Here is a 24,146-nt window from a genome sequence, read left to right as displayed (position 1 = left end):
CCTGAGTAAAACGGTGGATCAATATTGAACCGTTGGTGATGATGAAAAGTGGATCACTTTTAACCCGTTGTTGACAGTATACATGCCTTTCTAAGCTGCCTGTACGGCAGTGAACTATGTAGTGGGAGGCTTAGCCCCGCAAACTATTTTCTAAGCTGCCTGTACGGCAGTGAACGACCGGGAACTCAGCAGCAAACCTATATTCAGTTTCTAAGCTGCCTGTACGGCAGTGAACCGTTATTGCTGTTTAGTTATTGCGCCGTTTTGTTTCTAAGCTGCCTGTACGGCAGTGAACCAACAAAAACAGTCCTGGTGTGGCGAGATAGATTTCTAAGCTGCCTGTACGGCAGTGAACCCAAAAATTGCCATCTGGGATAATTTTTCAGTTTTCTAAGCTGCCTGTACGGCAGTGAACATACAGTCGTCAGGTAATTTATTCGGGACGCATTTCTAAGCTGCCTGTACGGCAGTGAACATGTCAATTTGCACATTGGTGTTATCACCCAGTTTCTAAGCTGCCTGTACGGCAGTGAACCCATCGCTGCGATAATCTCACCGTCACTTATCTTTCTAAGCTGCCTGTACGGCAGTGAACATGTATCCGTAATTTACCGTCCGATTTGTTCTTTTCTAAGCTGCCTGTACGGCAGTGAACAATGGGCTACCTGGAACAACGGTTGTGCGATCTTTCTAAGCTGCCTGTACGGCAGTGAACGTGAAAGTATTAGGGTATGTTTCAATATCGTATTTCTAAGCTGCCTGTACGGCAGTGAACGAACATTGGAACCCGCGTTGTGAACCGCCGTGTTTCTAAGCTGCCTGTACGGCAGTGAACATGCGCCCGGGCCGCCTGCTGCTGCGATAATCTTTCTAAGCTGCCTGTACGGCAGTGAACCATCTATTTTATTTTCTAGGGAAGATTTATCATTTCTAAGCTGCCTGTACGGCAGTGAACACAGGGTTCGGTGTTACGATGTCCACCGGGACTTTCTAAGCTGCCTGTACGGCAGTGAACTCTGTGCGGGCTACCCAGCCAGTTTCGCCAGTTTTCTAAGCTGCCTGTACGGCAGTGAACGGGTAAGTTGCAGTTTACCGGTTCAAATATCATTTCTAAGCTGCCTGTACGGCAGTGAACGAGGATACCTGGATGGCTTGGCCGATGACCTTTTTCTAAGCTGCCTGTACGGCAGTGAACAAATTTATAATAAAGCAATGGGGCGCATAAAATTTCTAAGCTGCCTGTACGGCAGTGAACGTCAACCCACTGGGGTTAGAGTGGAGACTCAATTTCTAAGCTGCCTGTACGGCAGTGAACGTTACAGAATAGGAAATGTCATTATTGTTTCCTTTCTAAGCTGCCTGTACGGCAGTGAACTTTGTGACGCGTTAGTATTCAGTTTGTGGAAATTTCTAAGCTGCCTGTACGGCAGTGAACCTGTATGATAAAGAGTTTTTGCTTAACGGAATTTTCTAAGCTGCCTGTACGGCAGTGAACTGATTGTTGTTTCATATTCCACAAACTCACTTTTTCTAAGCTGCCTGTACGGCAGTGAACTCGACTTTTGAAAATTGACTATTTTGTAACCTTTTCTAAGCTGCCTGTACGGCAGTGAACCAACCCCTGTGTCGCCAGTGCCAGTTCCAACCGTTTCTAAGCTGCCTGTACGGCAGTGAACAGTTGTCGGCGTCTTTGCCTTCTGCGCCAATGTTTCTAAGCTGCCTGTACGGCAGTGAACATAGCTAGAGATAGAATTGCAGACAGCGAAGATTTCTAAGCTGCCTGTACGGCAGTGAACTGGGTGACTTCCACCACTGGCAGACCTTCATTTTTCTAAGCTGCCTGTACGGCAGTGAACACATCGTGAATCAGACTGACTCGGCGCGGATCTTTCTAAGCTGCCTGTACGGCAGTGAACGCCTTTCTGTATTTCTGAATTGAGGTCATTTCTTTCTAAGCTGCCTGTACGGCAGTGAACAGCGAGCATTGCTTGATGGGTTTTCAGCTTACTTTCTAAGCTGCCTGTACGGCAGTGAACACTCTTGAAGCTAAAGACATCACTACTCAACCTTTCTAAGCTGCCTGTACGGCAGTGAACGATAACTAGCGTAAGGATCTGTAGTGAAATCATTTCTAAGCTGCCTGTACGGCAGTGAACGCTCTGACAGTATTAATGCAAAATTGAGCAACTTTCTAAGCTGCCTGTACGGCAGTGAACCTAGAGGAAAAAACATGTCTATCTTCCGTAGATTTCTAAGCTGCCTGTACGGCAGTGAACGTTTGATAATCCACCAGGGAGCGGCATCTAATTTTCTAAGCTGCCTGTACGGCAGTGAACTGTTAGAAAATACCAAATAGCGATTAACTTCCAAAGAGTTAAAGCAAAAATAACGCTTTACCCCTTTTTTATTCTCAACGTTTTGCGTATCGAATTATCAATAACTTAGCGAGTGCCGAAAAAAAAGGGTCTGAACACGTTAACGTCCTGCTGATAAGCAGGACGTTAACGTAGAGGTTAGAACCAAGGCACGGTGGCGGTGGCGCTGAGCCCATAACTGCTGAACTCACCTGGGGTGGCCTGCTCCCGAATCTCACCCTGACGGATAAATAACGGGTAACGCTCGCCAGTAGACAGGCTTTTGACATTAACAAACGGCAGTTTGCTGCGCTGCGACACGTTGTCGGGGATGCGTTGCAGCGCTTCTTCTTGCGTCAGCCAGCCTTTTTTAACGGAACGTCGACGTAATCTCTCGGCATTGCTTTTCACCTGCACCCGGCAGATCGTCCGATGTTTGGCCGTCGCAGGCACCGGGAGTATTGCCGAGCATTCGGTATAATCCCCCAGCCCTTTTAGCCAGTTCAACTGCTGCAAGGCCGCTAACGCCGCAGAAGTGCCGTGCAACCGCAGTTTGTCGCCGAGGTTTTTGCCCGCCTGCGGAAAACTGATGCCGATGCCGCCAGCGGCATGTTGGCCTAACGCACGGTGCAATTTGGCGAACAGCGCATCAAGCAGAGCCTGAGCGGTAAACTCAGGATCGGGCAAGACACGAATATCCAGATAGCTGTCCATAGTGACCTCTTATTCGCTTTTCTCGCCAAATACGCCGCCGCGAATCAAGATCCCCATCACGTAGTGTTGTTGCACCACTTCCGGCTGTTGATTTTTCGTCACCCAGTTATCTAACAGGGTGTAGAAATCCATCTTTTGTTTTGGCTGGCGATACGCTTTACCGCGGCTGGTAACCGAACCATAAGGTTCAACCGCGATTGGCCCCAGCGCCAGTTCAACCGCATCAGGATACCAATCGTCAATTGTGCGCAGGGCATTACCAATTTTTTGTGAATGCAGCGCAGCGACATCGCCAACCTGATACAAAATTTTGCTCTTTTTGCTGTCACGGCTGTTGTCGAGCACCAGTTCCTGTGAGGGGAAGACTTCTTGCCCTGCGCCTAAACGGACAAAAGCCTCAACCGTTAACAAGTTCGACCCGTCTCCGCTTAAGCCTTGTTCAATCACCTTTGCCAGCTCGGCCAAATCACCCTGTGGCTGACTAAACTGACGCAGATTTAAGGTTGTCGCATCAAAATGCCAGCTACGATCGTTATGCGTGACCTTAACCGCGATATCCTCGGCACCGACACGGTTACGCCATAGGAAACGACCGTTGGCAATGTTTTCGGCATAACGCGCAGCCAATACCCCGAAACCGTGCTGTGTGCGATAACCGTCCACCACCTCGCTGAGGGCTGCCTGATAATCCTGATCGTTACAGACCGACGGCACAGAAAGGTTGCCCAATACGCGCAGGGTAAAGGTGAGTTTCAATGTATCAGCGTCAAACGGCAAAGCGGCAACATCAACACGTTGCAGGTTGGCTTTTTGGATCTCAGCATCAACCTTAAGCGGATCGCTGCTTAACGCCGTTTTCATACGGTTGGAAATGGTACCGCGCACCGCTTTTTCCTGCACGATGACGGCCTGCCAAGAGGCAGATTGTTCGCGCTGCTGCCAATTACCGGCAAACATCAAGCCGTCAGAATTGGCTAACTTGCGCTCAAAAGCTAAAACAGAGGCGGTTTTTACAGTTGCTTTGCTCATTATACTTTCCTTGTGCTTGATGATTAGTCTAAGTAGTCAAAAACTAAATGCTCTTCTGTTACCGGTTGCTGCGGGCCACATAGATAGCGCCCGTCATCATGCTGGTAGTGCCAGAACAGTTGGTTAATATCGTGAATACGATGCGGGCTGCGCCACTCGCCAACGCCATATAAGGCTTCAGCAAAGCAAAACGGCAGCGAAGGATCGCGGGTTTTATCTACTTCCCCGGGGGAATAAACCGGCGAAATGGCGCGGTAGCCGACCATAAGCGGCACCAGATAACCGTTTTGTGGTTTCGGCAGATATTCCCACTGCGCCTCGTCGCCCTCCTGCGGCTGCTCATTTCCCTCTTTGGCAATGGCATGCGTTTTCAGCGCGGCAAAATCGAGCCAGGCATCGAGCATCTGGGCATCCGGGTTCTGTTGTTGCAATTTGCTAACATGCTCGGCCAGATACTCGCTGCGATCCACCAGCGCAAATCCCGGCAGGGAGCGATACATTTCCCGGCGGGTGAAATCCGTCAAAGCATCATCACCGCTTGGCAAACTCATCACCCGCACTTTACCCATTGAAACAATGGTGCCGCCCGCCAATCGCTGCATCACACACTGAGTTTGTAGAAACTCGGCCACCTGCGCGCTACCGGCATCACCATGCGCGATACTGCCCTCACATTTAATAAACAGCGTGACCGTCATATGCATCCGGCCTTCTTCATTAAAGGCAGCGGTTTTGGCTTCTTTGGTTAACGGATTGCGAGTAAGCGCAAACGAGTAATCGCTCCAGTTGTTAGGGCGATAGGCTTGGATCTGCTGGTGATGGCACACCACGCCGCAGCCGGAAAGGGTTAGCTCATAAGCGGCCTGGGTTTTACGCGACAGCGCATGCATAAAACCCAGAAAATGGGTCATTGCCGGGAAGCCATACGTCAGCCCGGAAATAGCATTAGCGTTTTCTACCCGCAAATGAGGGATGACAATTAGATAACTCATGATGCAATCTCCAATCGACCGGCATCGAACTCACGCAACCGGCGATAGAAAAGGCCGGAAAGCTCCCTAAACTCCACCCTACCCATCGCCAACGTGTCGACTTTATTCAATCGGCGGGTTATCCAGTAAGCAAAATCGTTGGCGATCTCCTTCTGCCAGTCGCCCTTTTCGCGATCCAGTTTGAAAGCGGGGTCAACGTCTTGGCGAAGAGGATCGAGCCACAGCTGCTGCGATAACTTAAGCTTGCAGTCTTCTGCGCGGCTCCAGCCTTGAATACCGGATATGGATTGAATTTCAGCGACATAGTTGAAAATGATGCCGATAATGTCATCGACTAACTGCGCCCGCTGTTGACGAATCTCCATGGTATTGGAGAGCTTTGCGACGCTGATTAAATAGCGTTTAAGCTGCCAAATCGCCGTTCCCGCTAAACCCGATAATACATGGCTAAAAATCGAGTCGTGCTGCGCTGGCGGCTGCAAAACCTGCTGCCACTCCGGTGGCGCACAGCGTAATAAATAGGATTTACCGCCGCGGGTGCTATTTAGATAAGAGATATTCTGCGGTTTGGTGCCGCCGATGCTTTGCACCGCAAGCTGCGGGTAGTCCACCGCCACACCCTGTCGCCAGCGTTTCTCGCGCCGGGCTTTACGCAGTGCTTTCGACTCCTCGCTAAAGCGCGTGTCATTGATTGTTTTATACAGCGCATCGGCCAGAGAAGAGGAATAAAGCGGACTAAGAAGATGATATTCACCGCGCGCATTGAGCGGGAAATAGATCTGTTTAGCCAGTTTATGCGAGCTTAGCTGTTTATCAGAAAGTGATGCTTTAAAACCGCTCACCCACTGTTCAAGCTGCCCCGCGTTTTCAGCAAACGGCTGCAAAGCGCGGTAATCATCGCGGCGCAGGCTAGCCAGCAATGAGTCGCCCTGATATTCGGTTTGCAGCAGCTTGGCAACATCAAGAGCCGCGGCGTTCCCCACCGCATCAATTGCCGGTTCGCGAATCGTCAGGCTGGAGAGATAAGCGGTTTCATCGACTGAAAACGTGCTGAATACACTGCTGCCTTTAGCATCGCTGTGGGTAAATTTCAGCGCGTGCGTCACCAGACTAATTTGCCCGGCACGCGCAGCCGCATCACTCAGCCAGGCATTAGGCTGATAACGCTGCTCCAGCGCCAAACGCTCTTCCAGCCGTTGTTGCTTAAGCAACGCCAGCCGTTCCGGGTCGGTTTCTGCCGCCTGCATTTTTTCACTCTCTTTATCGAAAGCCTCAAGCTTGGGCTGCTTGCGGCCTGCGATATAGTCGGTGATGAACTGACTTAATTCACTTCCATCCATTGCGCCTCCTTTTAAACAACGTTAGTTATTCCAATGCGCCAAACACTCCTAACACCGGGTGCCAGCTCCATCGTTGTTTGTCATTGGTTGGCAAATTGAGCTCGCCAAATAGCCGGCTCACTTGCCACCACTCTTTATCAAGCTTATCGACCAGTTGTTGATAAACCCGATGGTAATCCGTTGCTATCCAGCAACTCACACCTGCTGCCATCGATAACTCAGTAGGCTTATCTATAAAGCAGGCGCTCTCTTTGCCAAATTCATTGTCCTTATCAAAGAATTTAAATTTCGGCTCCTCGTCTTCATCGTCAATCCATAAAAAGTGTTGCTCTTGCGGACGGGATTGACGAAACGGCTGGCGGCGCTGCATTTCACCGCACCAGCTGACTTTATTGCGCCACCATAGTGCTGCGCATTCAGTGTCAGGGCTGGTCATGCCTCGGGCGAGCAGCTCTCGCCACAGTCTGTCGTGCTCTAAATCCACCAGATTATCTTTAGGATTAGGCTCGCCACTTTCCAACATTCTCGGGATAGCCGTAATGGTTTCATATTGATCGGGGCGCAGAAGGTTGTTCATATCGTGGCTGGCTAGCAGCGTCGTTTTGGTTTCAAATCCCGGTTTGTTATAGGCAGGATGCTCAAGAGCCGTCTGTTTCAGCGCACGGATATTTTTATGCAAAATATGCACATTCGGCTGCGCGGGGGCTTGCTTGCGATGACGCTGAACACGCCCGGCTAACTGAATCAACGAGCGCATTGAGCTTGGTTCGGCTATCGCCCAGTCGTAATCGTGATCTCGCCCTACTTCGGCAACCGAGGTGGCAAGTACCACAAAGATATGGTGCTGTTCGGGGTGCTGCGTTAATGCCTGCTGAACTTCATCAACCCGCCACAACGCCTGTTGGTCGTGACGCATTAGCAACGCATCCAGGCGTTGCTCAATATAGGATCGCACCGCCAACGGATGACGGCTGTGATACACACAGTAATGAATACGGGTGTTTTCTACCGACGGCTGGGAAAATAAGCGTAGCGCCACCGCCACCAGCGGATTGATATTGGCAATACGTACCAGTCCGACTGATACGGTTTTGTTGCTGGTCGGATGGACTTGATAATGTTGTTGGCTCAGTTGCATTATCGACTGGCTGATGGTTGCGGCGACCGCATCCAGCACCTCGTTTTGCCGTGTGCTACTCTCTGTCACCGCAGCAATCATCCCCAAACGCAGCTTGGGCTCAGCTAACAGCTTTGGCACTCGTTGCGAAATAAACTTGAGGTGCTGCTGCTGAAAACTTTTGCCATCGGGATTATCGCTGGCTTCAACATGGAACTCATCAAACCAGGCGCAACAAATATTGACGGGTAATCCTGGGCGACCACAGGCGCGCTGATACTCTATTCGCCCCGCACGATAGGAGGCAAATAGCGCCTGAATTAATGCCGGTGGTAAGGTGGCAGAAGACACCAGCACCCGCGAGCCCAGCATTCCGGCCCAATTCACCAAGCGGCATAACGCGTGGCAATCGTTGATATCAAAGTCGTCCGGCTCATCGAGCACTAAATCGGAGGTCAGCAACCGCAGCATTGGGGCAATCTGCTTACCACCGCGCGTTCCTTCGGTCGCCGAAATCAGGTGATCAATAGTGGTCACCAGAATCGGCGCGCTGATCAGTTTATGTAGCTTATCGTCGCTTTTTAACCACTGACTTAATCGCCCGTCGTCAAGACTGCCGTCATAACGAACATATTGATGTTCAGCGAACAACGCTTCGGCCGATTGGCTACCAAAATCTGCCGCAATTACACTATCTTTAGCCAGTTGATGTAACTGCGTCACCGATTGTGAGCCGATCAATACCGCTAAATCATCGTTTTCAAGATGCAGCTTTTCGCGTAGCGCATCGCCGGTTTGCAGCGTTAAAGTACGCAGCCCCAGCGCAATAGAAAAACGACAGCCGCGCGTCTCGTCGGCTAAGCCATACATAATTCGCGCATTGGCCAGCGTTTTGCCGCAGCCGGTTGACGCCATATTAATGCCGAAAAAACCTTGTTCAACCGAGCGTTCCCGCAATGCACAGGCAGTATCGTAGGCATTGTCCTGCCAGCGAAAGGCTTTATTCTCGCTACGTTTTTTAAAATCTTTATGGCGGGTTATTGCCGGTAAACTCTCGCGCAAAGTCGGCAGGCTGCGCCCGAGTAAATAAGCATTCTGGCTGACGCCAATATTGTGCTCATCCAGCGCCTGCTTAAGCGCGCCAGTTTTACGGTCGGTATTGGCCCAGACCGGGTAACTCACGTCATGCCAACCGGTCGTCGCCTCGCGAGATGAGTAATAGTGATCGGCCAGCATCAAGGCCAGGCGCGCCATATGGCAGGTGAAAGGCTGAGTTAATAGCTGGCTAAATGCCGACAGCGAAGAGAGTTGATTCGCGCGCAGAGCAAATTTTTGCGCCTTGCTGCGCCAGGTTTGACTGCGCAGTGGCGTGCCGTGTGGGAACTGCCAGACGGCTTTTAACTCATCATCTCCCCAGGGTTGATCTTTATTAGTGCTGTTCCAATGGTGTTCAAAGCTAAAAGTCAGCCACTCATCGATTTTTTCTAGCGGGGGATGATTGTTATAACTCTCGAGATGCGGATATACCGGCAAGCGGTGGTGAGAGATAATCAGCCAGGCAACCACCTGGGCTATCGGCGGCAAACGATTAAACGGGCTGGCTATTTCCTCCGTTTGTCGTTTCAGTACTGATAATATCGCCGCTTCATCTTCGGCCTTAATATCCTGCAAAGCCGCTAGCCACTGTTGGTCATTTTTATCGTCAACAAACGCCTGAAAAAATCGCAGTGATATCCATTCATGGCGATAAGGCTCATAACGTTTACTGTTCGGGCCACCCGCTTTGTTTAATTTATTCTGAAATAAGCGATTGGCTTTACCAACATCATGAAATAACCCGGCAATCGCCGCTAATAAACGAATCGCCTCCGCGCTGTGCCATTGGTTTTCGCTCTGAGTTTTTAGTATATCGCGCCCGGTACGGTTGGTTGGCACGCTGCCTTTATCATTAAATTGGCGAATATTACCGACTATCCATATTACTTCAGATTGATTATTGGATTTTATCCAATGACAGGCCACAGCAGTATTTCGTCGCGCCGTTTTCTTTAATAACATGCGTAATGTTTTTAGCCCTTCTAATGTGATGGCCGTTTGCCAGGTTCTTTCCCCTTTTCTTTCGGCAAACTGATCTAACACGCGTCGAGTTTCCACCAAAGCTCTTTTATTACATTGCGAAATCAGCAAAATATTCATCGGCCAACCTGGCTATAGTCTTTAGCAACGCTTTGCAGGGAATCAATCATCACATCTAAGGCTTCTGCCTGCTGGAATCTATTCAGGCAGCGCTGACGAAACGCCTGCTCATCATCGCCTTCCATTGCGGCAATAAAGGCCTGCGGCAGAATCAATGCATCTTTGATGATATCCGCAACGTCGAACACTAATCCTCCGCGTCGGGTTTTTCCGTGCATCACCGCCAAACCGTGGGGTAAACCAATAACCCACACCGCCGTAGCCGCCAGGCCATAGGCCAAATAATTACCGTGGTCGAGATAGCGATTTGCCACATCTACGCCGCCGCCACGCTTAGCACGGGTAAAATCACCGTATCCGCTGGAAGTTGCCACCAGCTTATACAAGCCTTTGGTTAATACGGCTTCCTGGGCCATCAGATCATTGAGCGTGCTGCATTGCACAAAACTACGCTCAAAACGCTGTAATAATGCTTCAAGAGCTGACGCCTCTATGTGCCATTTGTCTTCACGGCTCATCGATAAGCCTAGCCATTGCGTGCGAATTTGCTGCGCGCGGATACGCTGAAACGCAATAGCAGCCGCCAGACGCTTTTGGTCATCAAACCAAAAGCTTACCCAATCTTGTAGATATTCCGTGGGGCGATATTCGCTTTGCGAGGTTAACCAAGAGACATTAACTTCCACTTCATTGGCCGCAAATAACGGTGTCCCGCCGCCGCCGCAAAAACCAACTAATACACCGGCGCGTGCAAATTCCCGCATTGCCGCCTGCGTGACCGATGTGCCGGTGCCCAGCATCACTACCGACGTATTAGCGATAGGGATATTCCAATACAGCGATTGTTTGCCTTCATCAGTGACATATTCAACCCGGCCACCGTTAACCAACACCCGGCAATATTGCAGATAATAAATATTCGCGCGCTTTGAATGCAGAATAGTTTTAAGTTCACTGGGCCGAAAGGCTTCACTCATGAAATAGGTTTCCTTACCGGGACTAAGATTTATTGGTTATCGGCATTAAATAAAAAGAGTTAAATATTCGTTTAATAAATACGACTATATTGGACATCAACGCAAAGCTAAATCGCCATCACTAAATGACCGATTATCACGTCGATAATAGTTATAGCTTATTTTTCTGCCTGTGCAGCAATGAACTGATTAATTCTTTTATATCTTCGTTTTGAGTTTTTCTAAGCTGCCTGTACGGCAGTGAACCTTGGTGATTTTCCAGATGTAAGTTTCGATGATTTCTAAGCTGCCTGTACGGCAGTGAACAGCGTGAAGCTCAGCGCCTACGTTAACGCGGTTTTCTAAGCTGCCTGTACGGCAGTGAACTTGTGCGTGACCAGATATTCCCCAAGCGCCTGTTTCTAAGCTGCCTGTACGGCAGTGAACTTAAGCCTAAACCTAAATTCATGACCTTGAATTTTCTAAGCTGCCTGTACGGCAGTGAACTGTATGTGGTATATCTCTTCCTAAGCTTCATTTTTCTAAGCTGCCTGTACGGCAGTGAACGTTTTCTTTATCGCCTCGCCCGCCGTGCAGCATTTCTAAGCTGCCTGTACGGCAGTGAACATGGCAATACCATACCCAGACTGGCTGCCATTTTTCTAAGCTGCCTGTACGGCAGTGAACACCCAATTGAAAATTTCCGATTAGGCGGAAGATTTCTAAGCTGCCTGTACGGCAGTGAACAATTTAACGCCTGGTACATACGGCAAGCTGTTTTTCTAAGCTGCCTGTACGGCAGTGAACGACTTGGAGTCGCAATTCAACGGTTGGCTGCATTTCTAAGCTGCCTGTACGGCAGTGAACTCATGAATGACTCACAACTGCATCAGCAGATCTTTCTAAGCTGCCTGTACGGCAGTGAACATCTGGAGACTCCGCATATTTTCCTGCAAGCTTTTCTAAGCTGCCTGTACGGCAGTGAACGATAGTATATAGCGTATAAAATTTTACCGATATTTCTAAGCTGCCTGTACGGCAGTGAACTCGCCCTATCTCCAGACCTTATGACAATTGATTTTCTAAGCTGCCTGTACGGCAGTGAACACTGTGTGGGTGTGATCGATTCTGACTATCGTTTTCTAAGCTGCCTGTACGGCAGTGAACGATCACTTTTCCGTTTGACTGCCCCTCAAGCATTTCTAAGCTGCCTGTACGGCAGTGAACTACAGTCGTCCTTTTGATGTACCTGACTCAGCTTTCTAAGCTGCCTGTACGGCAGTGAACCTTGTAATTTCGAATGTGGTGCTGTGCAGCCTTTTCTAAGCTGCCTGTACGGCAGTGAACATCTAATCGCCGATACTATCGAGGGAATTGAATTTCTAAGCTGCCTGTACGGCAGTGAACGTTTCCGAACCGTCTTCGCCAAAAAGCGTCACTTTCTAAGCTGCCTGTACGGCAGTGAACGGTACAACTCATAAAGGTCAATCGAGCTTTCATTTCTAAGCTGCCTGTACGGCAGTGAACTAGCTGGCGCGAGCTACGAAATATTTCAGCCATTTCTAAGCTGCCTGTACGGCAGTGAACTCAGTTTGAACAGCAGCGCGTAGAGGCTCAGTTTTCTAAGCTGCCTGTACGGCAGTGAACGTTTTCATGTTGAGCCTATTGATCCAGCGAAATTTCTAAGCTGCCTGTACGGCAGTGAACCCTACAGGTGGTGAGCAGTCATCAGCAGCACATTTCTAAGCTGCCTGTACGGCAGTGAACTTCCAGATCTTGGTGCTGATACAGATTGGTATTTTCTAAGCTGCCTGTACGGCAGTGAACAAAGATTGGCCCTAACAAAGAGCTATCATCGTTTTCTAAGCTGCCTGTACGGCAGTGAACAGGATGTGATAGCGTTAGCTTTGAATATTCACTTTCTAAGCTGCCTGTACGGCAGTGAACACTTACGAATGGATGTCCAAACTGACCTACTCTTTCTAAGCTGCCTGTACGGCAGTGAACTGATATTCGCAAGGCAGGAGTGATTTACAAATTTTCTAAGCTGCCTGTACGGCAGTGAACATGCGATGTTAACCCGGTCGGGTAGCTGATGATTTCTAAGCTGCCTGTACGGCAGTGAACTTTCCTGGGGTTATAAATAGGTTTTATCGATTTTTCTAAGCTGCCTGTACGGCAGTGAACCAATCAGTAAGGCCAACATCTGCGTTTACTACGTTTCTAAGCTGCCTGTACGGCAGTGAACCGTTATAAAACCCGGATAAAGGTATAACGGATAATAAGTTAGAAGCAAATTTCGTCTTTACCCCTTTTTTTAAACAGTAATATGCACAGCCTAAAATCAATGGGTTAGCATCGGTCGAAAAAAAAGGGTTAATAGAAAGCTGATGGGATTATCCATAACGCCACCAGCGGCGTTATGGAATTAAGGGGCTTATTGGGGATAGCGGGGATTAGCTTTCGACTTCACCGATGCGCTCTAAAGCATCGACGACTAAATCCCAGAAATAGCCGTGATTCAATTTTACCGCGACCTGCGTATGGCAATCTTTCGATGCGTTCGCCCTAAAGTCTGCCACCGTCATCCCTAGAGTTAACGTGCCGGTGAGTTCGATATTGACCGGCACTTTTTGCACGGTCATCACGTTCGGGTCAATGACATAAGCGACCGCGCAAGGATCATGTACCGGCGGGTAATCAAAGCCCTGTGCTTCTTTGCAGGTTTTGGTGAAGAAGCGCAGCAAATCGAGTACAAAGCTGGCGGGTTTGGTACCTACCGCGGCGATTTTTTCAATCACTTCTGGGGTGGCTAGCGCCTGGTGAGTAAGATCTAACCCAACCATGGTGATTGGCCATTTCTCATTGAAAACGATATGCGCCGCTTCTGGGTCAATCTTGATATTAAATTCAGCTACCGCGCTCCAGTTGCCGGTATGGTAACCGCCGCCCATCAGCACCACTTCTTTTACTCTTTCGACAATGCGCGGCTCTTTACGGGCAGCCAGTGCGATATTACTCAGCACACCCGTTGGTACTAAGGTCACGGTTTTCGGCGGGTGTGACATGATGGTATTGATAATTAAATCAACCGCATGAATCGGTTCTAAAGCTAACGTTGGCTCAGGCAGTTCGGTGCCATCTAAACCAGTTTCACCGTGAATGCTGGCCGCAACTTCGGCTTGACGCACCAGCGGACGCGTGGCGCCAGCGGCAAAAGGAACGCCGGTAATATTGGCAATACGCGCAATCGCTAAGGCGTTATGCGTCACTTTCTCGATAGTTTGGTTACCCGCTACTGTAGTGACAGCTAATAGTTCGATTTCAGGGTTACCGTGGGCCAACAAGAGTGCGATAGCATCATCGTGCCCAGGATCGCAATCTAGAATAATCTTCTTAACCATGTCTCGTTTCCTTGGTGTAAAGCACTGTTTGCAGCAATAATGCCTATTAGGATAGGCTCTTAGTATAAAAGCAATATCTGCATTTCTCAGCGATTCAGAGTCAATACCTCATCAAGCAACTGAAAATCCAGTCCTATAATGACTAACAGCCTCATATTTTACTAATAACAATCTCTTATCGTTCTCTTGCTATAAAAGATTATTCAAATCAATGGCATTGCATCATAGCAGTGCAAGATGACTGATTAGGTTAATGCCTTATCAAGCTCGAAAATGTGATGAACCTCATAATAAACAAATGATTACAAACAAAACAACAGGTTAACGATTGTTAAATCTGCAACATGCTGGCGGGCTGATCATCATTTTTTATTCACTTTTATATAATAGGTAAGAAAAAGTCCAATAATTAACATGACTCGCCATTAAGATAATTAATAGCTTATTTATTATAAAATATATGCGTTAATAAATATAAATTACAGAGCCTGATATATTTACCTTGGTTTTAAAATACATTGAAGGTGATGAGCAATTTTACATCATATTTGGCCTGCTTATGATTTCGGTGATATCTCCGGCGTACCAATTAGGCTAGAATCCTCCCCGCACGTTAACACGACCGATTATCTCACCTTGTCTGAAGCTCCTCCGTAAAGAGAGTATGTCATCATATTGCTTCAAGGCCCGGCCATTTAAGGACAACAAGCTATGGCTTATTCCAAATCTGAAGCGCCTCCCGCTCAACCACCCAAAAATCACTCATTGATGGGCGGCGTGATGATTATTAGCGGCACCATCGTCGGCGCGGGAATGTTTTCTCTGCCGGTCGTGATGTCGGGTATCTGGTTCTACTGGGCCATTGCCGTTTTAGTGTTTACCTGGTTTTGCATGCTGCATTCCGGGCTGATGATTTTAGAAGCTAACCTCAATTATCGGATTGGGTCGAGCTTTAATACCATCACCAAAGATCTGCTAGGCAACGGCTGGAATATTCTGAACGGGCTGGCGATTGCCTTCGTGTTGTATATCCTGACCTACGCTTATATCTCCGCCAGTGGCTCGGTGATTCAGCATACGCTTAATGAGATGGGGATAGATTCCTCTGCGCGAGCAGGTGGTTTAGTCTTTGCGTTGGCCGTCGCCTTTATTGTCTGGCTGAGCACCACCGCCGTCAGCCGCATGACCACGATTGTGCTCGGTGCTAAAGTACTGACCTTCTTTATGACCTTTGGCAGCCTGTTGCACCACGTCGAGCCGGTGAAACTGTTTAATCTCAGTGAAAGCAACCCGAGCTACTTGCCCTATTTGCTCATGACACTGCCTTTCGCCCTCGCCTCTTTCGGCTACCACGGTAACGTGCCAAGCCTGATGAAGCATTATGGTAAAAATCCTAAGCGCATCAGCACCAGTCTGATCCTCGGCACACTTATCGCGCTGGCGCTGTATATCATCTGGCTGATTTGTACGATGGGCAATATCCCAAGGCCCGAGTTTATTGCGGTTGCCGCCAAAGGGGGCAATATCGATGCGCTGATAAGCACCCTGGGCAGCATGCTCAATAGCAAGTCGATGGACCTGCTGCTGACTATCTTCTCTAACTTTGCTGTCGCCAGTTCTTTCCTCGGCGTGACCCTGGGATTGTTTGATTATCTGGCCGATTTGCTGAAATTTGATGATAGCAAGATGGGGCGTTTTAAAACCGCGCTGTTCACCTTTGCACCGCCGATTATCGGTGGATGGCTCTACCCGAATGGCTTTATCTATGCGATTGGTTTTGCGGGCTTTGCCGCGACCATTTGGGCAGCTATCGTGCCTGCGCTGTTAGCGCGCGCCTCACGCCAGCGTTTCGGCAGCCCGCGTTTTCGCGTGTGGGGTGGTACGCCAATGATTGTACTGATCCTGTTTTTTGGCGTGCTTAATATCGTGGCGCAACTGCTGGCCACCTTCCACCTGCTGCCGACGTATTCGTAATCGTGGCGCATCCATGCCAGTCAATCCTGACTGGCATTTTCAATCTCTTCTTGCGATGGGATTGCCTCATGTCCGCCAAAGCGCGATACCTTAATACCCGCCGCCACCGTGGCAAATTTAACCGCGCTTAATAAATCCAAATCATCGGCTAGCGCGCTGGCCAGCGAGCCGGCAAAACAGTCGCCAGCCCCCACAGTATCCACTGCGGTCACTTTCAACGCCGGAACAAAAGTAGATTGACCATCCTGGTAGACCAGACATCCATGCCCGCCCATTTTAACGATGACATCAGATGCACCCATTTGGTGTATTTTTTTAGCGGCTAACCGCGCGCTATCAACATCGGTGATTTCAATACCGGTAATGTGCTGGGTTTCATTGCTGTTTGGCACCACCAGATTGGCGTAAGGAAAGGCTTCAGGCGTGATGCCCTCTACCGGTGCGGGATCAAGAATGACGTACATGCCTTTTTCACGCGCTATCTTCATCGCCGTAATAACCGCATCTTGGCGGGTTTCCATCTGAATCAGCAGGATTTTAGCCTCGAGGTTGTGCAACGCATTGCGCACCTCTTGTTCACCGAAAGAGAAGTTAGCGCCTTTATTTACTAACAACGTATTGTCGCCACTTTGCTCGATTAACGCGACGCATGAGCCGGTTTCATATTGCGATGTTGTCATTAAATTGCCGGTGTTAATACCGCGCTTTTGTAGATTGTCGCGGAGTTGCTCACCGGTCGAATCCTCACCGACACAGCCAATAAAGCTCACTTTTTTACCATAGTGCCCGGCACTGACCGCCTGATTATTACCTTTGCCTCCCGGTGTCATACGAATAGATTGGCAAAATAAGTTATCACCACTATTAGGGAATCCCTGGCATTTAACGACAACATCCATATTAATACTGCCAAGAACGATAATATCAAACATGTTTACCTCTATTTATCGGCAATGAGATCTTTGCGAGAAATTAATAATGGGATACGTTGGACTTTCTTTACCACTGATATGTATTTCAATGAATAAACACAGGTTTATACTGATACCCTATTACAGCCACAAATAAGCTGTCAAACAGAGAGAACCCACAAATGACCGATATAAATAATTGTTTTTAATTAAAAAAACAAGAAATCCAATAATTACATCATTAACAGAACATGAGGGAAGTCACAATAAATCGAGGAATAACGCTACTTTTATCTAATAACGGTCAAAAACGGGTAAATGAAGAATTTTGACTCTAAAAATAACGGCATAATCTTAGGCTACGGCATAAAAAACCCACCAGATAATAATTTATCTGGTGGGTTTTTTTACCAGTTTAGCGTTTTTCCTTGGTAATTCAGGAACGCAATACCGCGCTGATTAAAATGGGTCATCAACATATTCGTTACGCCACGGGTGCTGGTTTCAATATCTAATATTGCATCAGGCCCTCCCATGTCGGTACGTACCCAACCAGGGGCGACGGCCGTAAGTGACCACAAAGCATCCGGCATTTCTGCCGCAAAACTGCGCAATGACTGATTCAGCGCCGATTTACTGGAGCGATACGGTTCCCATCTGCCCTTGGTGTTATCAGTAATACTTGCCAGCTCCGATGACATCACCGCCACCACGCCACCAGCACGTACCTGTGTGGAGAAATAACGCACGGCTGACATCGCCCCAGCAACATTTGTACGCATCACAGCAAGTAAGCGCTGCACAAAAGGTGCGTCAGGATCACCAAGAGTCCCTGCATTGACCATCACTAAATCGAGCGAACGTTTGGATAACCGATCGCGCAGCGCTTGCAGTGAAGCATCGCTATCCATATCCACGGTTTCTACGCTAAGGCGCGGGTCAGTTGCTGCAAGGTTTCTCAACTCAGGACGAACAGATCCTTCGCGCTCGGTTGCGATCACTTGCCAGTCTCGCTCCAGAAATCGTTTGGTCAGCCCTAATCCTAACCCTCGGCTAGCGCCAATAATCAACGCGACAGGTTGATATGATTGTGTATTCATGAAATCTCCTGGTGTTGGTCGCTTACGGCTCAGTTTGCGGCTCAGCGATGCATTTGTCGACAACGTGAATGTCATTTCACAAGTGACATAACATCATCAATAAGAGAACCTGGCTGATGATAAATTAAGCGGAAGGGAAATGGCTTTATGATTGGCGAACACCATGGTTCGATATGGAGCCAGAATTATCTTTGCGGGGAATATTATCCACCGGTATATTCCATAGATGAGCGTTCTTCAGAATATTTCTCTTCATAATATAACGATATCAATAGACTGGCTCCACAGCACACACGGAGCCAGAGTTATCCTCAAGCATCAATCAATGCGCGAAATAAGCAATAATGTCTTCTAGCGGACTTAGCGCATTAGTGTTTTTCTCTAAGTCCCAAAGACCGATTTTCTGGTTAGCATTCAAGGTGATGATATAGCGACACCCGCTTTTCAAGGCATTGGCATGTTGACGCTTGATCTTATTGCCGCTGCAATCGCTGAGGATTTTAAGATGACTCAGTTTGCTTCGTAGCTGATTCGCCAACATCAAAGCTTCAACGTTTTGCTTGTCGTTTTCGTAGGTCACTACGATATCAGGATAATTGCTAATGTGCTTGTCACCGCCAACGGCCTGGATCAACAACAATAGGCGTTCAATGCCGATGGCAAAACCCGATGCCGGTAAGCTTTTGCTGCCAAATAACTCCGCCAGGCCGTCGTAACGGCCACCGCCGCACACCGTGCCTTGGGAACCTAATTCATCGGTGATCCACTCAAAAACAGTACGAGTATAATAATCCAGCCCGCGCACCAAACGTGGGTTAACGATATAAGGGATCTCGGCAGCATCGAGTAACTGACATAACTCATCGAAGTGCTGGCGGGAGTCCTCCCCAAGGAAATTGAGCAAACGCGGTGCGACTTCAATCATCTCCTGCATCTGAGGATTTTTACTGTCGAGGATCCGCAATGGATTCGTCTCTAACCGACGCAAACTATCTTCATCAAGCAATGCTTTATGCTGATTAAAATAGCTTACCAGCTGCTGGCGATGCTCCAGTCGTTCAGGCAACGTCCCTAGTGAATTGATTTCCAGACGAACATATTGATCCACGCCCAAAGAGCGGAAAATATCGCGCACCATAAAGATCAATTCAGCATCAATATCCGCACCAGACATGCCAAAGGTTTCCACGCCGAATTGGGTAAATTGGCGCAAACGGCCTTTTTGCGGTCTTTCATAGCGGAACATCGGGCCTTGGTACCACAGGCGCTGAGTTTTGTTGTAACACATATTGTTTTCAATCACAGCACGCACACAACCGCTGGTGCCTTCGGGACGCAATGTGATGTGTTCACCGCTTTTATCATGAAAATTGTACATTTCCTTGGCAACAATATCGGTCGACTCCCCCACGGCTCGCTCAAATAACGCTACAGGTTCAAGGATCGGCAGACGCATTTCTTGATAACCGTAGCGATAGGTGATGTTGCGCACCTTGCTTTCTAACCACTGCCAAATGGGGGTTTCATCGGGGAGAACGTCTTTCATTCCTCGAATAGATTGAATTTTACTCATAATTATTCCTTCCTTGTTGATTTATAAGATGTTGCTTTCTTTGATAGCGGCCAGCGATCCGGCGGGTCGCGGTTGCTGGCAAGAGGCCGCCACAACGGATGCCGGCTGTGGCGAATCTTTTTGTGTGGGCAAGGGTTCAGCTATGGATAACGGTTCAGATATAGGCAAGTGCGCAGGGGCAGATGAAGGTTGCTGGCGTAGCAAATAGCATAGGTAAAGCGGGATCGTCAGGAGCTGGAGAAAAATGCCCCAAAATAGCGGCTGAGCACCGGCACTCAGCAGCGCCATCATCACAAAGCACAGCCCTGTCACGCTAAAGACGATGTAAAAAACAAAACGACGGTCACGACGGGTTTTCCTGGCGATCATCATCACTGGCAGCGCAATCACCGCGAATGCATAAGGCAATAAACAGGCAGAAACCGCCAGCAGGATAATAGTTTTGAACTGCTGCTGTAGGTTGGGAGATATCGTCAATGTAAGAACAACCGTCATCAATATTGCGGTACAGATAAGGCCTTTATAGGCCACACCAACGCGATTTTGTTCCGCAAAAAAACGCGGAAATAATCCAGACTCCGCAGCAGCGCGCGGCACTTCCGTTTGCAGAATCTGCCAACCGGGCATCGCCCCTAAACAGGCAATGACCGCCAAAGCAGAGATAATTTTTCCTCCCAGCGGCCCCCAAATAAGTCGGGCCGTGTCGGCAAAAGGCGAGCTGGAGAGCAGCAGTTGTTGATGGGGTAAAATACCCATAATCACATTGCTTGAGATGACATAGCACAGTCCGGCGATGGTTAATCCACCAAACGTTGCCAGTGGAATATTCCTTTTAGGATTGACGATTTGCCCCGAAGATACCGAAGCCGATTCAATCCCTAAAAAGCCCCAAGCTGAAATAGCGGCCGCGCCCATAATCGCATGAAGATTATTGCCGGAAGTCACATTGTAGGCGGCGAAATAACGTGTGCTATCAAATGATGACCAGCCAAACACCCCCACGCTGAGCACCACAAGTAGCATGCACCCACCGGTGAAAAATTGGCTATAACCGATAAAACGCGCACCACGTAAACCAAGCAGAACGAACAACCAAAGCAGAACAATACAGGCGATAGCCCCATAAACAGGGTTATGCAGCAGAGGGAAAAAATAAGATAAATAACCGACCCCGGTGAGTAGTAGCGCACAGTTACCAATCCAGGTTGATAGCCAGTAAAATAAGGTACTTTGCAGGCCAATATAGGGGCCAAATGCATGATGAATATGGGTAATAATGCCGCCTTTACACGGCGATATCTCGCTCATTTTGGCAAAGATCAACGCCAAAATCAGCACACCACAAAAGGTTAGCGCCCAACCCCAAATCGAAATAGAACCAATGCGTGCGAGTGAACTGGGTAGCATAAATACGCCGCTTCCCATCATATTTGACGCTGTCATAATGATTAGAGCAACAAGACCCATGCGGTGGGTGGTTTGGCAATTTGAGTCCATATCATTTTTTCTTCACAGGATAGATACAGCCTGGCGCTGACTTTCACCAATCGATTTTTCATTAAAAGTGATTGCATCATTAGCCGCAGCTGTTTAGGTTAGAGGCTGTTGCCGGTAAGTGGTCGAAGACAGACCGGCAACGTTGAGACAAGAGGCGGTGATAGTGACTATCACTGCCTTTTTTATGCGGCTTTACTTTTGCTATCCGCGATAACGTCATCGATCAGTTCATCGATTTTCTGACTATCAAGGTGGTGAGCGGTGGTGATGAGATGCGCGACCTCACCAGAAGTGGCGAGGCAATGTTTTTTCCACACCGCTTCGGAAGGGCAAGGGAACACGACGGTAATCGAGTTTTTATTACGCCATGCGTTAATCCCGGCTTTTTGCAGACGATCGACGGCATATTGCGCCATTTCGAGGCTATGGGTGATACGACGTTGCCAGTCTTGCAGGCTGTGACTTTTAATCGCCTGCCACATCATCATTGGCGTATGGCCGTTACGTGAACCGGTGATGGTTTTGTCGTGCGCTGAGATATAGTCAATTTCGACTGAAATCATATCAACATTCTTTCTCTTGGCGACCACGATACCGCAAGGGATCGGTGAACCAATCATTTTGTGGCCTGAGACGCCAATCGAGTCAATGCCCTCTGCGAAGGTGAAAGGCTGCGGGTTATCAACAAATGGCAAGATCATGCCGCTTAACGCCGCATCGGCATGCAGATAATAGTCTTCACGTTTGAAACCAGCCTGACGCAAGCGCTCCTGAATAGTGGCAATATTGTCAATCGCCCCACGCACCGTGGTACCAATGTTGGCGAAAATAATCGGATGCTGTTCTTTATCATCAGCAATTTTCTTCATCAGGTCATCGTAATCCACTTCACCGTTTGGTAACGACTCCACGACCTGGGATTTAATACGCAATAGCTTGACGATTTTCGCGACAGAATAGTGCGTATCTTTTGAATAATATAAGGTGCCATCTGGGAAGATTTCCCGGCCTAAATAACAGCCAAACATATTCCCTTCCGTCCCGCCGTTAGTCACATATCCCCAACTGTCTTCAAAAGGAATCTTGAATAAATCAGCGAAATACTCCATCACTTCTTTCTCAAACTCAAAAGAGTTCAATAGATAATTACAATACTCACTCCAGTCGCCGCAGTTATTAATAGAGAAGCGCATAAAGCGTTCCAACAAGGTATAATCAAAATCGGCAGATTCTGGATAACCAATATTGAAATATTGATTTTTCACGCAATAAGACCAAAACGCATCCAGTTTATTTTGATCGGCAATAGAAAGCGTCATTTTTATCTCCTTAGATAAATGAATTAGACAACCTGATTGTTAACAAGAAAAATAAGTTAATAAGACCAATAGGTGTATGAGAAATAATTAAGATTTTTTATCCAAATAAAGAACATCAACGCCTTTCTTACTGCGCCCCGCAGCAACAAAGGAGAATAATGGAATAGTAACCATCATCATAACAATGCCCCAGAACATCGAGTCGGTACCTGACCCTAATAGCGCGAAGATGCTGTAAATCATGCCGATGACCACCATTACGCTATAAAACATAAAGGTCGGGCCACGATTCATTTTCTTAGAAACCATAATGATAGGCAGTGAAATTAAGGCGTACATATAAGGCAGTAGAGAAGCAAAGACCGACATCAAAATAATCACTTTAAACTGTTCAGCCAAATTAGGTGAGGCAGTCATCAGCAATACGCCACTCATCAGTACGCCAGTGAAGATTAAACTCTTCATCGGTACATCACGTTTATTGGTATCAGAGAAGAATTTCGGGAATAAGCCTTGTTGTGCCCCAGCGCGTGGCCCTTCGGATTGTAGGATCAACCAGCCGGAGATAGAACCGAAACAGGCGATAATACTCAATGCAGAAGCAATATTCCCCGCGGTTTCGCCAAACATGTAGCGAGCAGCATCAGCAAAAGGCGCTGCTGAATTAACCAGTTCATCGTGTGGAACCAACCCCATAATCACCGTACAGCTGCCGACATAACAGACTGAAGCGATCAGCAGGCCAAACACCGTGGCGCGAGGTACCGTATATTCGGGTTTATCAACCTGGCCGGATGACACCACCGCCGATTCCACGCCGAGAAATCCCCACAGAGCAATCGATGATGCCGCAATAATCGCTGAAGAGTCGCTCTTACCGGTGCCATTATAGACTTGGCTGAACATATGCGGATCAAACCAGAACCAGCCGACAATCCCTACGCCAAGTACCACAACCAACATGCAACTGGCGGTAAAGGATTGGGCGCGACCGGCCACTTTGGCCCCAAAACTGGCGAGGAAAATAAAGGCCCAGGCGATAATAATGGCAGCAATACTGCCAATGGCCGGATTTTTAAGCTCCGGGAAGAAATAACTTAAATAACCCACGCCCGCGACTAATAACGCCACGTTGCCCACCCAAGCGCTAATCCAATAACACATGGTCGTTTGAAAACCGATAAAAGGGCCAAAGGCATCGCTGGCATAAGCGACAATACCGCCGCTGCGCGGTGTTAACAGACTGGTTTTAGCAAAAACCAATGCCAGGGCAATAACGCCGATAATAGTAAAGAGCCAACCCCATAAAGAAATATAACCAACGCCGGCAAGATTAGTCGGAAGCATAAATACACCAGACCCCATCATATTTGATGCAGTCACTAGCGTAAGTGCGACAACCCCCATCTTATGTGCTGAACTTGCACTGATAGATCCCATAATAATATTCCTACTATTTTCGTGAGAATGACGATAATTGTGAGTAAGCGTGTTGACGGAAGCGATTCTAATTTCAATCACTATCAAAATTGTGATCATAATCACGAAAAAATTTAATATGGGAAACAGAAAGCATAAAAACAGAATTATTTCGATTAAAAAATACAAATTGACTCCGTCCCCTTTTTATTTAAGTAATTAATCCACTGCGATTAATAAAATGATGCAAT

Annotated in this window: 13 protein-coding genes, 1 pseudogene and 2 CRISPR repeat arrays; of the genes and pseudogenes, 1 reads left to right on the top strand and 13 read right to left on the bottom strand. The window is 48.1% G+C overall.

Going from position 1 to position 24,146, the window contains the following annotated elements; all coding sequences use genetic code 11:
- Positions 1–87 precede the first annotated feature (87 nt).
- Positions 88–2,336: direct repeats of the CRISPR family, unit length 28 nt; unit sequence TTTCTAAGCTGCCTGTACGGCAGTGAAC.
- A gap of 177 nt (positions 2,337–2,513) precedes the next feature.
- The 7 genes from cas6f to ACL9RG_RS21305 all read right to left on the bottom strand — a co-directional run bounded on the left by cas6f (position 2,514) and on the right by ACL9RG_RS21305 (position 14,102).
- Positions 2,514–3,068, bottom strand: a complete 555-nt coding sequence (cas6f, locus tag ACL9RG_RS21335) for a type I-F CRISPR-associated endoribonuclease Cas6/Csy4 (protein ID WP_422794672.1) — start codon at positions 3,066–3,068, stop codon at positions 2,514–2,516.
- 9 nt (positions 3,069–3,077) lie between these two features.
- Complete coding sequence (gene csy3 / locus ACL9RG_RS21330) at positions 3,078–4,097, bottom strand: type I-F CRISPR-associated protein Csy3 (protein WP_422794671.1); 1,020 nt, start codon at positions 4,095–4,097, stop codon at positions 3,078–3,080.
- A 23-nt stretch (positions 4,098–4,120) separates the two neighbouring features.
- On the bottom strand, positions 4,121–5,089 hold the full coding sequence (csy2, locus tag ACL9RG_RS21325; RefSeq protein ID WP_422794670.1) for a type I-F CRISPR-associated protein Csy2: 969 nt from the start codon (positions 5,087–5,089) through the stop codon (positions 4,121–4,123).
- The gene (gene csy1 / locus ACL9RG_RS21320) at positions 5,086–6,429 is read right to left on the bottom strand and encodes a type I-F CRISPR-associated protein Csy1 (protein WP_422794669.1); all 1,344 of its coding nucleotides are present in this window, start codon (positions 6,427–6,429) and stop codon (positions 5,086–5,088) included. The genes csy2 and csy1 overlap by 4 nt, the downstream gene beginning before the upstream one ends.
- Positions 6,430–6,454: 25 nt before the next feature.
- Positions 6,455–9,742, bottom strand: coding sequence for a type I-F CRISPR-associated helicase Cas3f (gene cas3f / locus ACL9RG_RS21315; RefSeq protein WP_422794668.1), 3,288 nt, complete (start codon positions 9,740–9,742; stop codon positions 6,455–6,457).
- Positions 9,739–10,719, bottom strand: coding sequence for a type I-F CRISPR-associated endonuclease Cas1f (gene cas1f, locus ACL9RG_RS21310; RefSeq protein WP_422794667.1), 981 nt, complete (start codon positions 10,717–10,719; stop codon positions 9,739–9,741). Before cas1f ends, cas3f begins: the two co-directional genes overlap by 4 nt.
- Positions 10,720–10,937: 218 nt before the next feature.
- Positions 10,938–12,946: direct repeats of the CRISPR family, unit length 28 nt; unit sequence TTTCTAAGCTGCCTGTACGGCAGTGAAC.
- Positions 12,947–13,154: 208 nt separating this feature from the next.
- On the bottom strand, positions 13,155–14,102 hold the full coding sequence (locus ACL9RG_RS21305; protein WP_422794666.1) for a nucleoside hydrolase: 948 nt from the start codon (positions 14,100–14,102) through the stop codon (positions 13,155–13,157).
- 731 nt (positions 14,103–14,833) lie between these two features.
- On the opposite strand from ACL9RG_RS21305, the pseudogene mtr reads away from it, so the two are divergent.
- Positions 14,834–16,076: pseudogene (gene mtr, locus ACL9RG_RS21300) on the top strand (tryptophan permease); the annotation flags it as partial.
- A 20-nt stretch (positions 16,077–16,096) separates the two neighbouring features.
- Here the strand turns inward: mtr and ACL9RG_RS21295 are convergent.
- The 6 genes from ACL9RG_RS21295 to hdcC all read right to left on the bottom strand — a co-directional run bounded on the left by ACL9RG_RS21295 (position 16,097) and on the right by hdcC (position 23,916).
- On the bottom strand, positions 16,097–17,008 hold the full coding sequence (locus ACL9RG_RS21295; protein ID WP_422794665.1) for a ribokinase: 912 nt from the start codon (positions 17,006–17,008) through the stop codon (positions 16,097–16,099).
- Between the two features lie 386 nt (positions 17,009–17,394).
- Positions 17,395–18,087, bottom strand: a complete 693-nt coding sequence (locus ACL9RG_RS21290; RefSeq protein WP_422794664.1) for an SDR family NAD(P)-dependent oxidoreductase — start codon at positions 18,085–18,087, stop codon at positions 17,395–17,397.
- A 322-nt stretch (positions 18,088–18,409) separates the two neighbouring features.
- The gene (gene hisS / locus ACL9RG_RS21285) at positions 18,410–19,663 is read right to left on the bottom strand and encodes a histidine--tRNA ligase (RefSeq protein WP_422794673.1); all 1,254 of its coding nucleotides are present in this window, start codon (positions 19,661–19,663) and stop codon (positions 18,410–18,412) included.
- Positions 19,664–19,681: 18 nt separating this feature from the next.
- Positions 19,682–21,157, bottom strand: coding sequence for an amino acid permease (locus ACL9RG_RS21280; protein WP_422794663.1), 1,476 nt, complete (start codon positions 21,155–21,157; stop codon positions 19,682–19,684).
- A gap of 182 nt (positions 21,158–21,339) precedes the next feature.
- Positions 21,340–22,476 carry a histidine decarboxylase gene (locus ACL9RG_RS21275; RefSeq protein WP_422794662.1) on the bottom strand — a complete coding sequence of 379 codons (1,137 nt, stop codon included), beginning with the start codon at positions 22,474–22,476 and terminating at the stop codon, positions 21,340–21,342.
- Between the two features lie 87 nt (positions 22,477–22,563).
- A complete protein-coding gene (hdcC, locus tag ACL9RG_RS21270; RefSeq protein WP_422794661.1) occupies positions 22,564–23,916 on the bottom strand; it encodes a histidine-histamine antiporter in 1,353 nt (450 codons plus the stop codon).
- Between the last annotated feature and the right edge of the window lie 230 nt (positions 23,917–24,146).

This window comes from Rouxiella sp. Mn2063, from assembly GCF_049319665.1.
Classification (GTDB): domain Bacteria; phylum Pseudomonadota; class Gammaproteobacteria; order Enterobacterales; family Enterobacteriaceae; genus JBMOUD01.
This window is presented reverse-complemented; position numbering and strand designations above follow the sequence as displayed.

What these genes read in the sequence shown, in the direction of transcription:
- cas6f (WP_422794672.1), bottom strand. Translation starts at nt 3,068, where the DNA reads ATGGACAGCTATCTGGATATTCGTGTCTTGCCCGATCCTGAGTTTACC.
- csy3 (WP_422794671.1), bottom strand. Translation starts at nt 4,097, where the DNA reads ATGAGCAAAGCAACTGTAAAAACCGCCTCTGTTTTAGCTTTTGAGCGC.
- csy2 (WP_422794670.1), bottom strand. Translation starts at nt 5,089, where the DNA reads ATGAGTTATCTAATTGTCATCCCTCATTTGCGGGTAGAAAACGCTAAT.
- csy1 (WP_422794669.1), bottom strand. Translation starts at nt 6,429, where the DNA reads ATGGATGGAAGTGAATTAAGTCAGTTCATCACCGACTATATCGCAGGC.
- cas3f (WP_422794668.1), bottom strand. Translation starts at nt 9,742, where the DNA reads ATGAATATTTTGCTGATTTCGCAATGTAATAAAAGAGCTTTGGTGGAA.
- cas1f (WP_422794667.1), bottom strand. Translation starts at nt 10,719, where the DNA reads ATGAGTGAAGCCTTTCGGCCCAGTGAACTTAAAACTATTCTGCATTCA.
- ACL9RG_RS21305 (WP_422794666.1), bottom strand. Translation starts at nt 14,102, where the DNA reads ATGGTTAAGAAGATTATTCTAGATTGCGATCCTGGGCACGATGATGCT.
- ACL9RG_RS21295 (WP_422794665.1), bottom strand. Translation starts at nt 17,008, where the DNA reads ATGTTTGATATTATCGTTCTTGGCAGTATTAATATGGATGTTGTCGTT.
- ACL9RG_RS21290 (WP_422794664.1), bottom strand. Translation starts at nt 18,087, where the DNA reads ATGAATACACAATCATATCAACCTGTCGCGTTGATTATTGGCGCTAGC.
- ACL9RG_RS21280 (WP_422794663.1), bottom strand. Translation starts at nt 21,157, where the DNA reads ATGGACTCAAATTGCCAAACCACCCACCGCATGGGTCTTGTTGCTCTA.
- ACL9RG_RS21275 (WP_422794662.1), bottom strand. Translation starts at nt 22,476, where the DNA reads ATGACGCTTTCTATTGCCGATCAAAATAAACTGGATGCGTTTTGGTCT.
- hdcC (WP_422794661.1), bottom strand. Translation starts at nt 23,916, where the DNA reads ATGGGATCTATCAGTGCAAGTTCAGCACATAAGATGGGGGTTGTCGCA.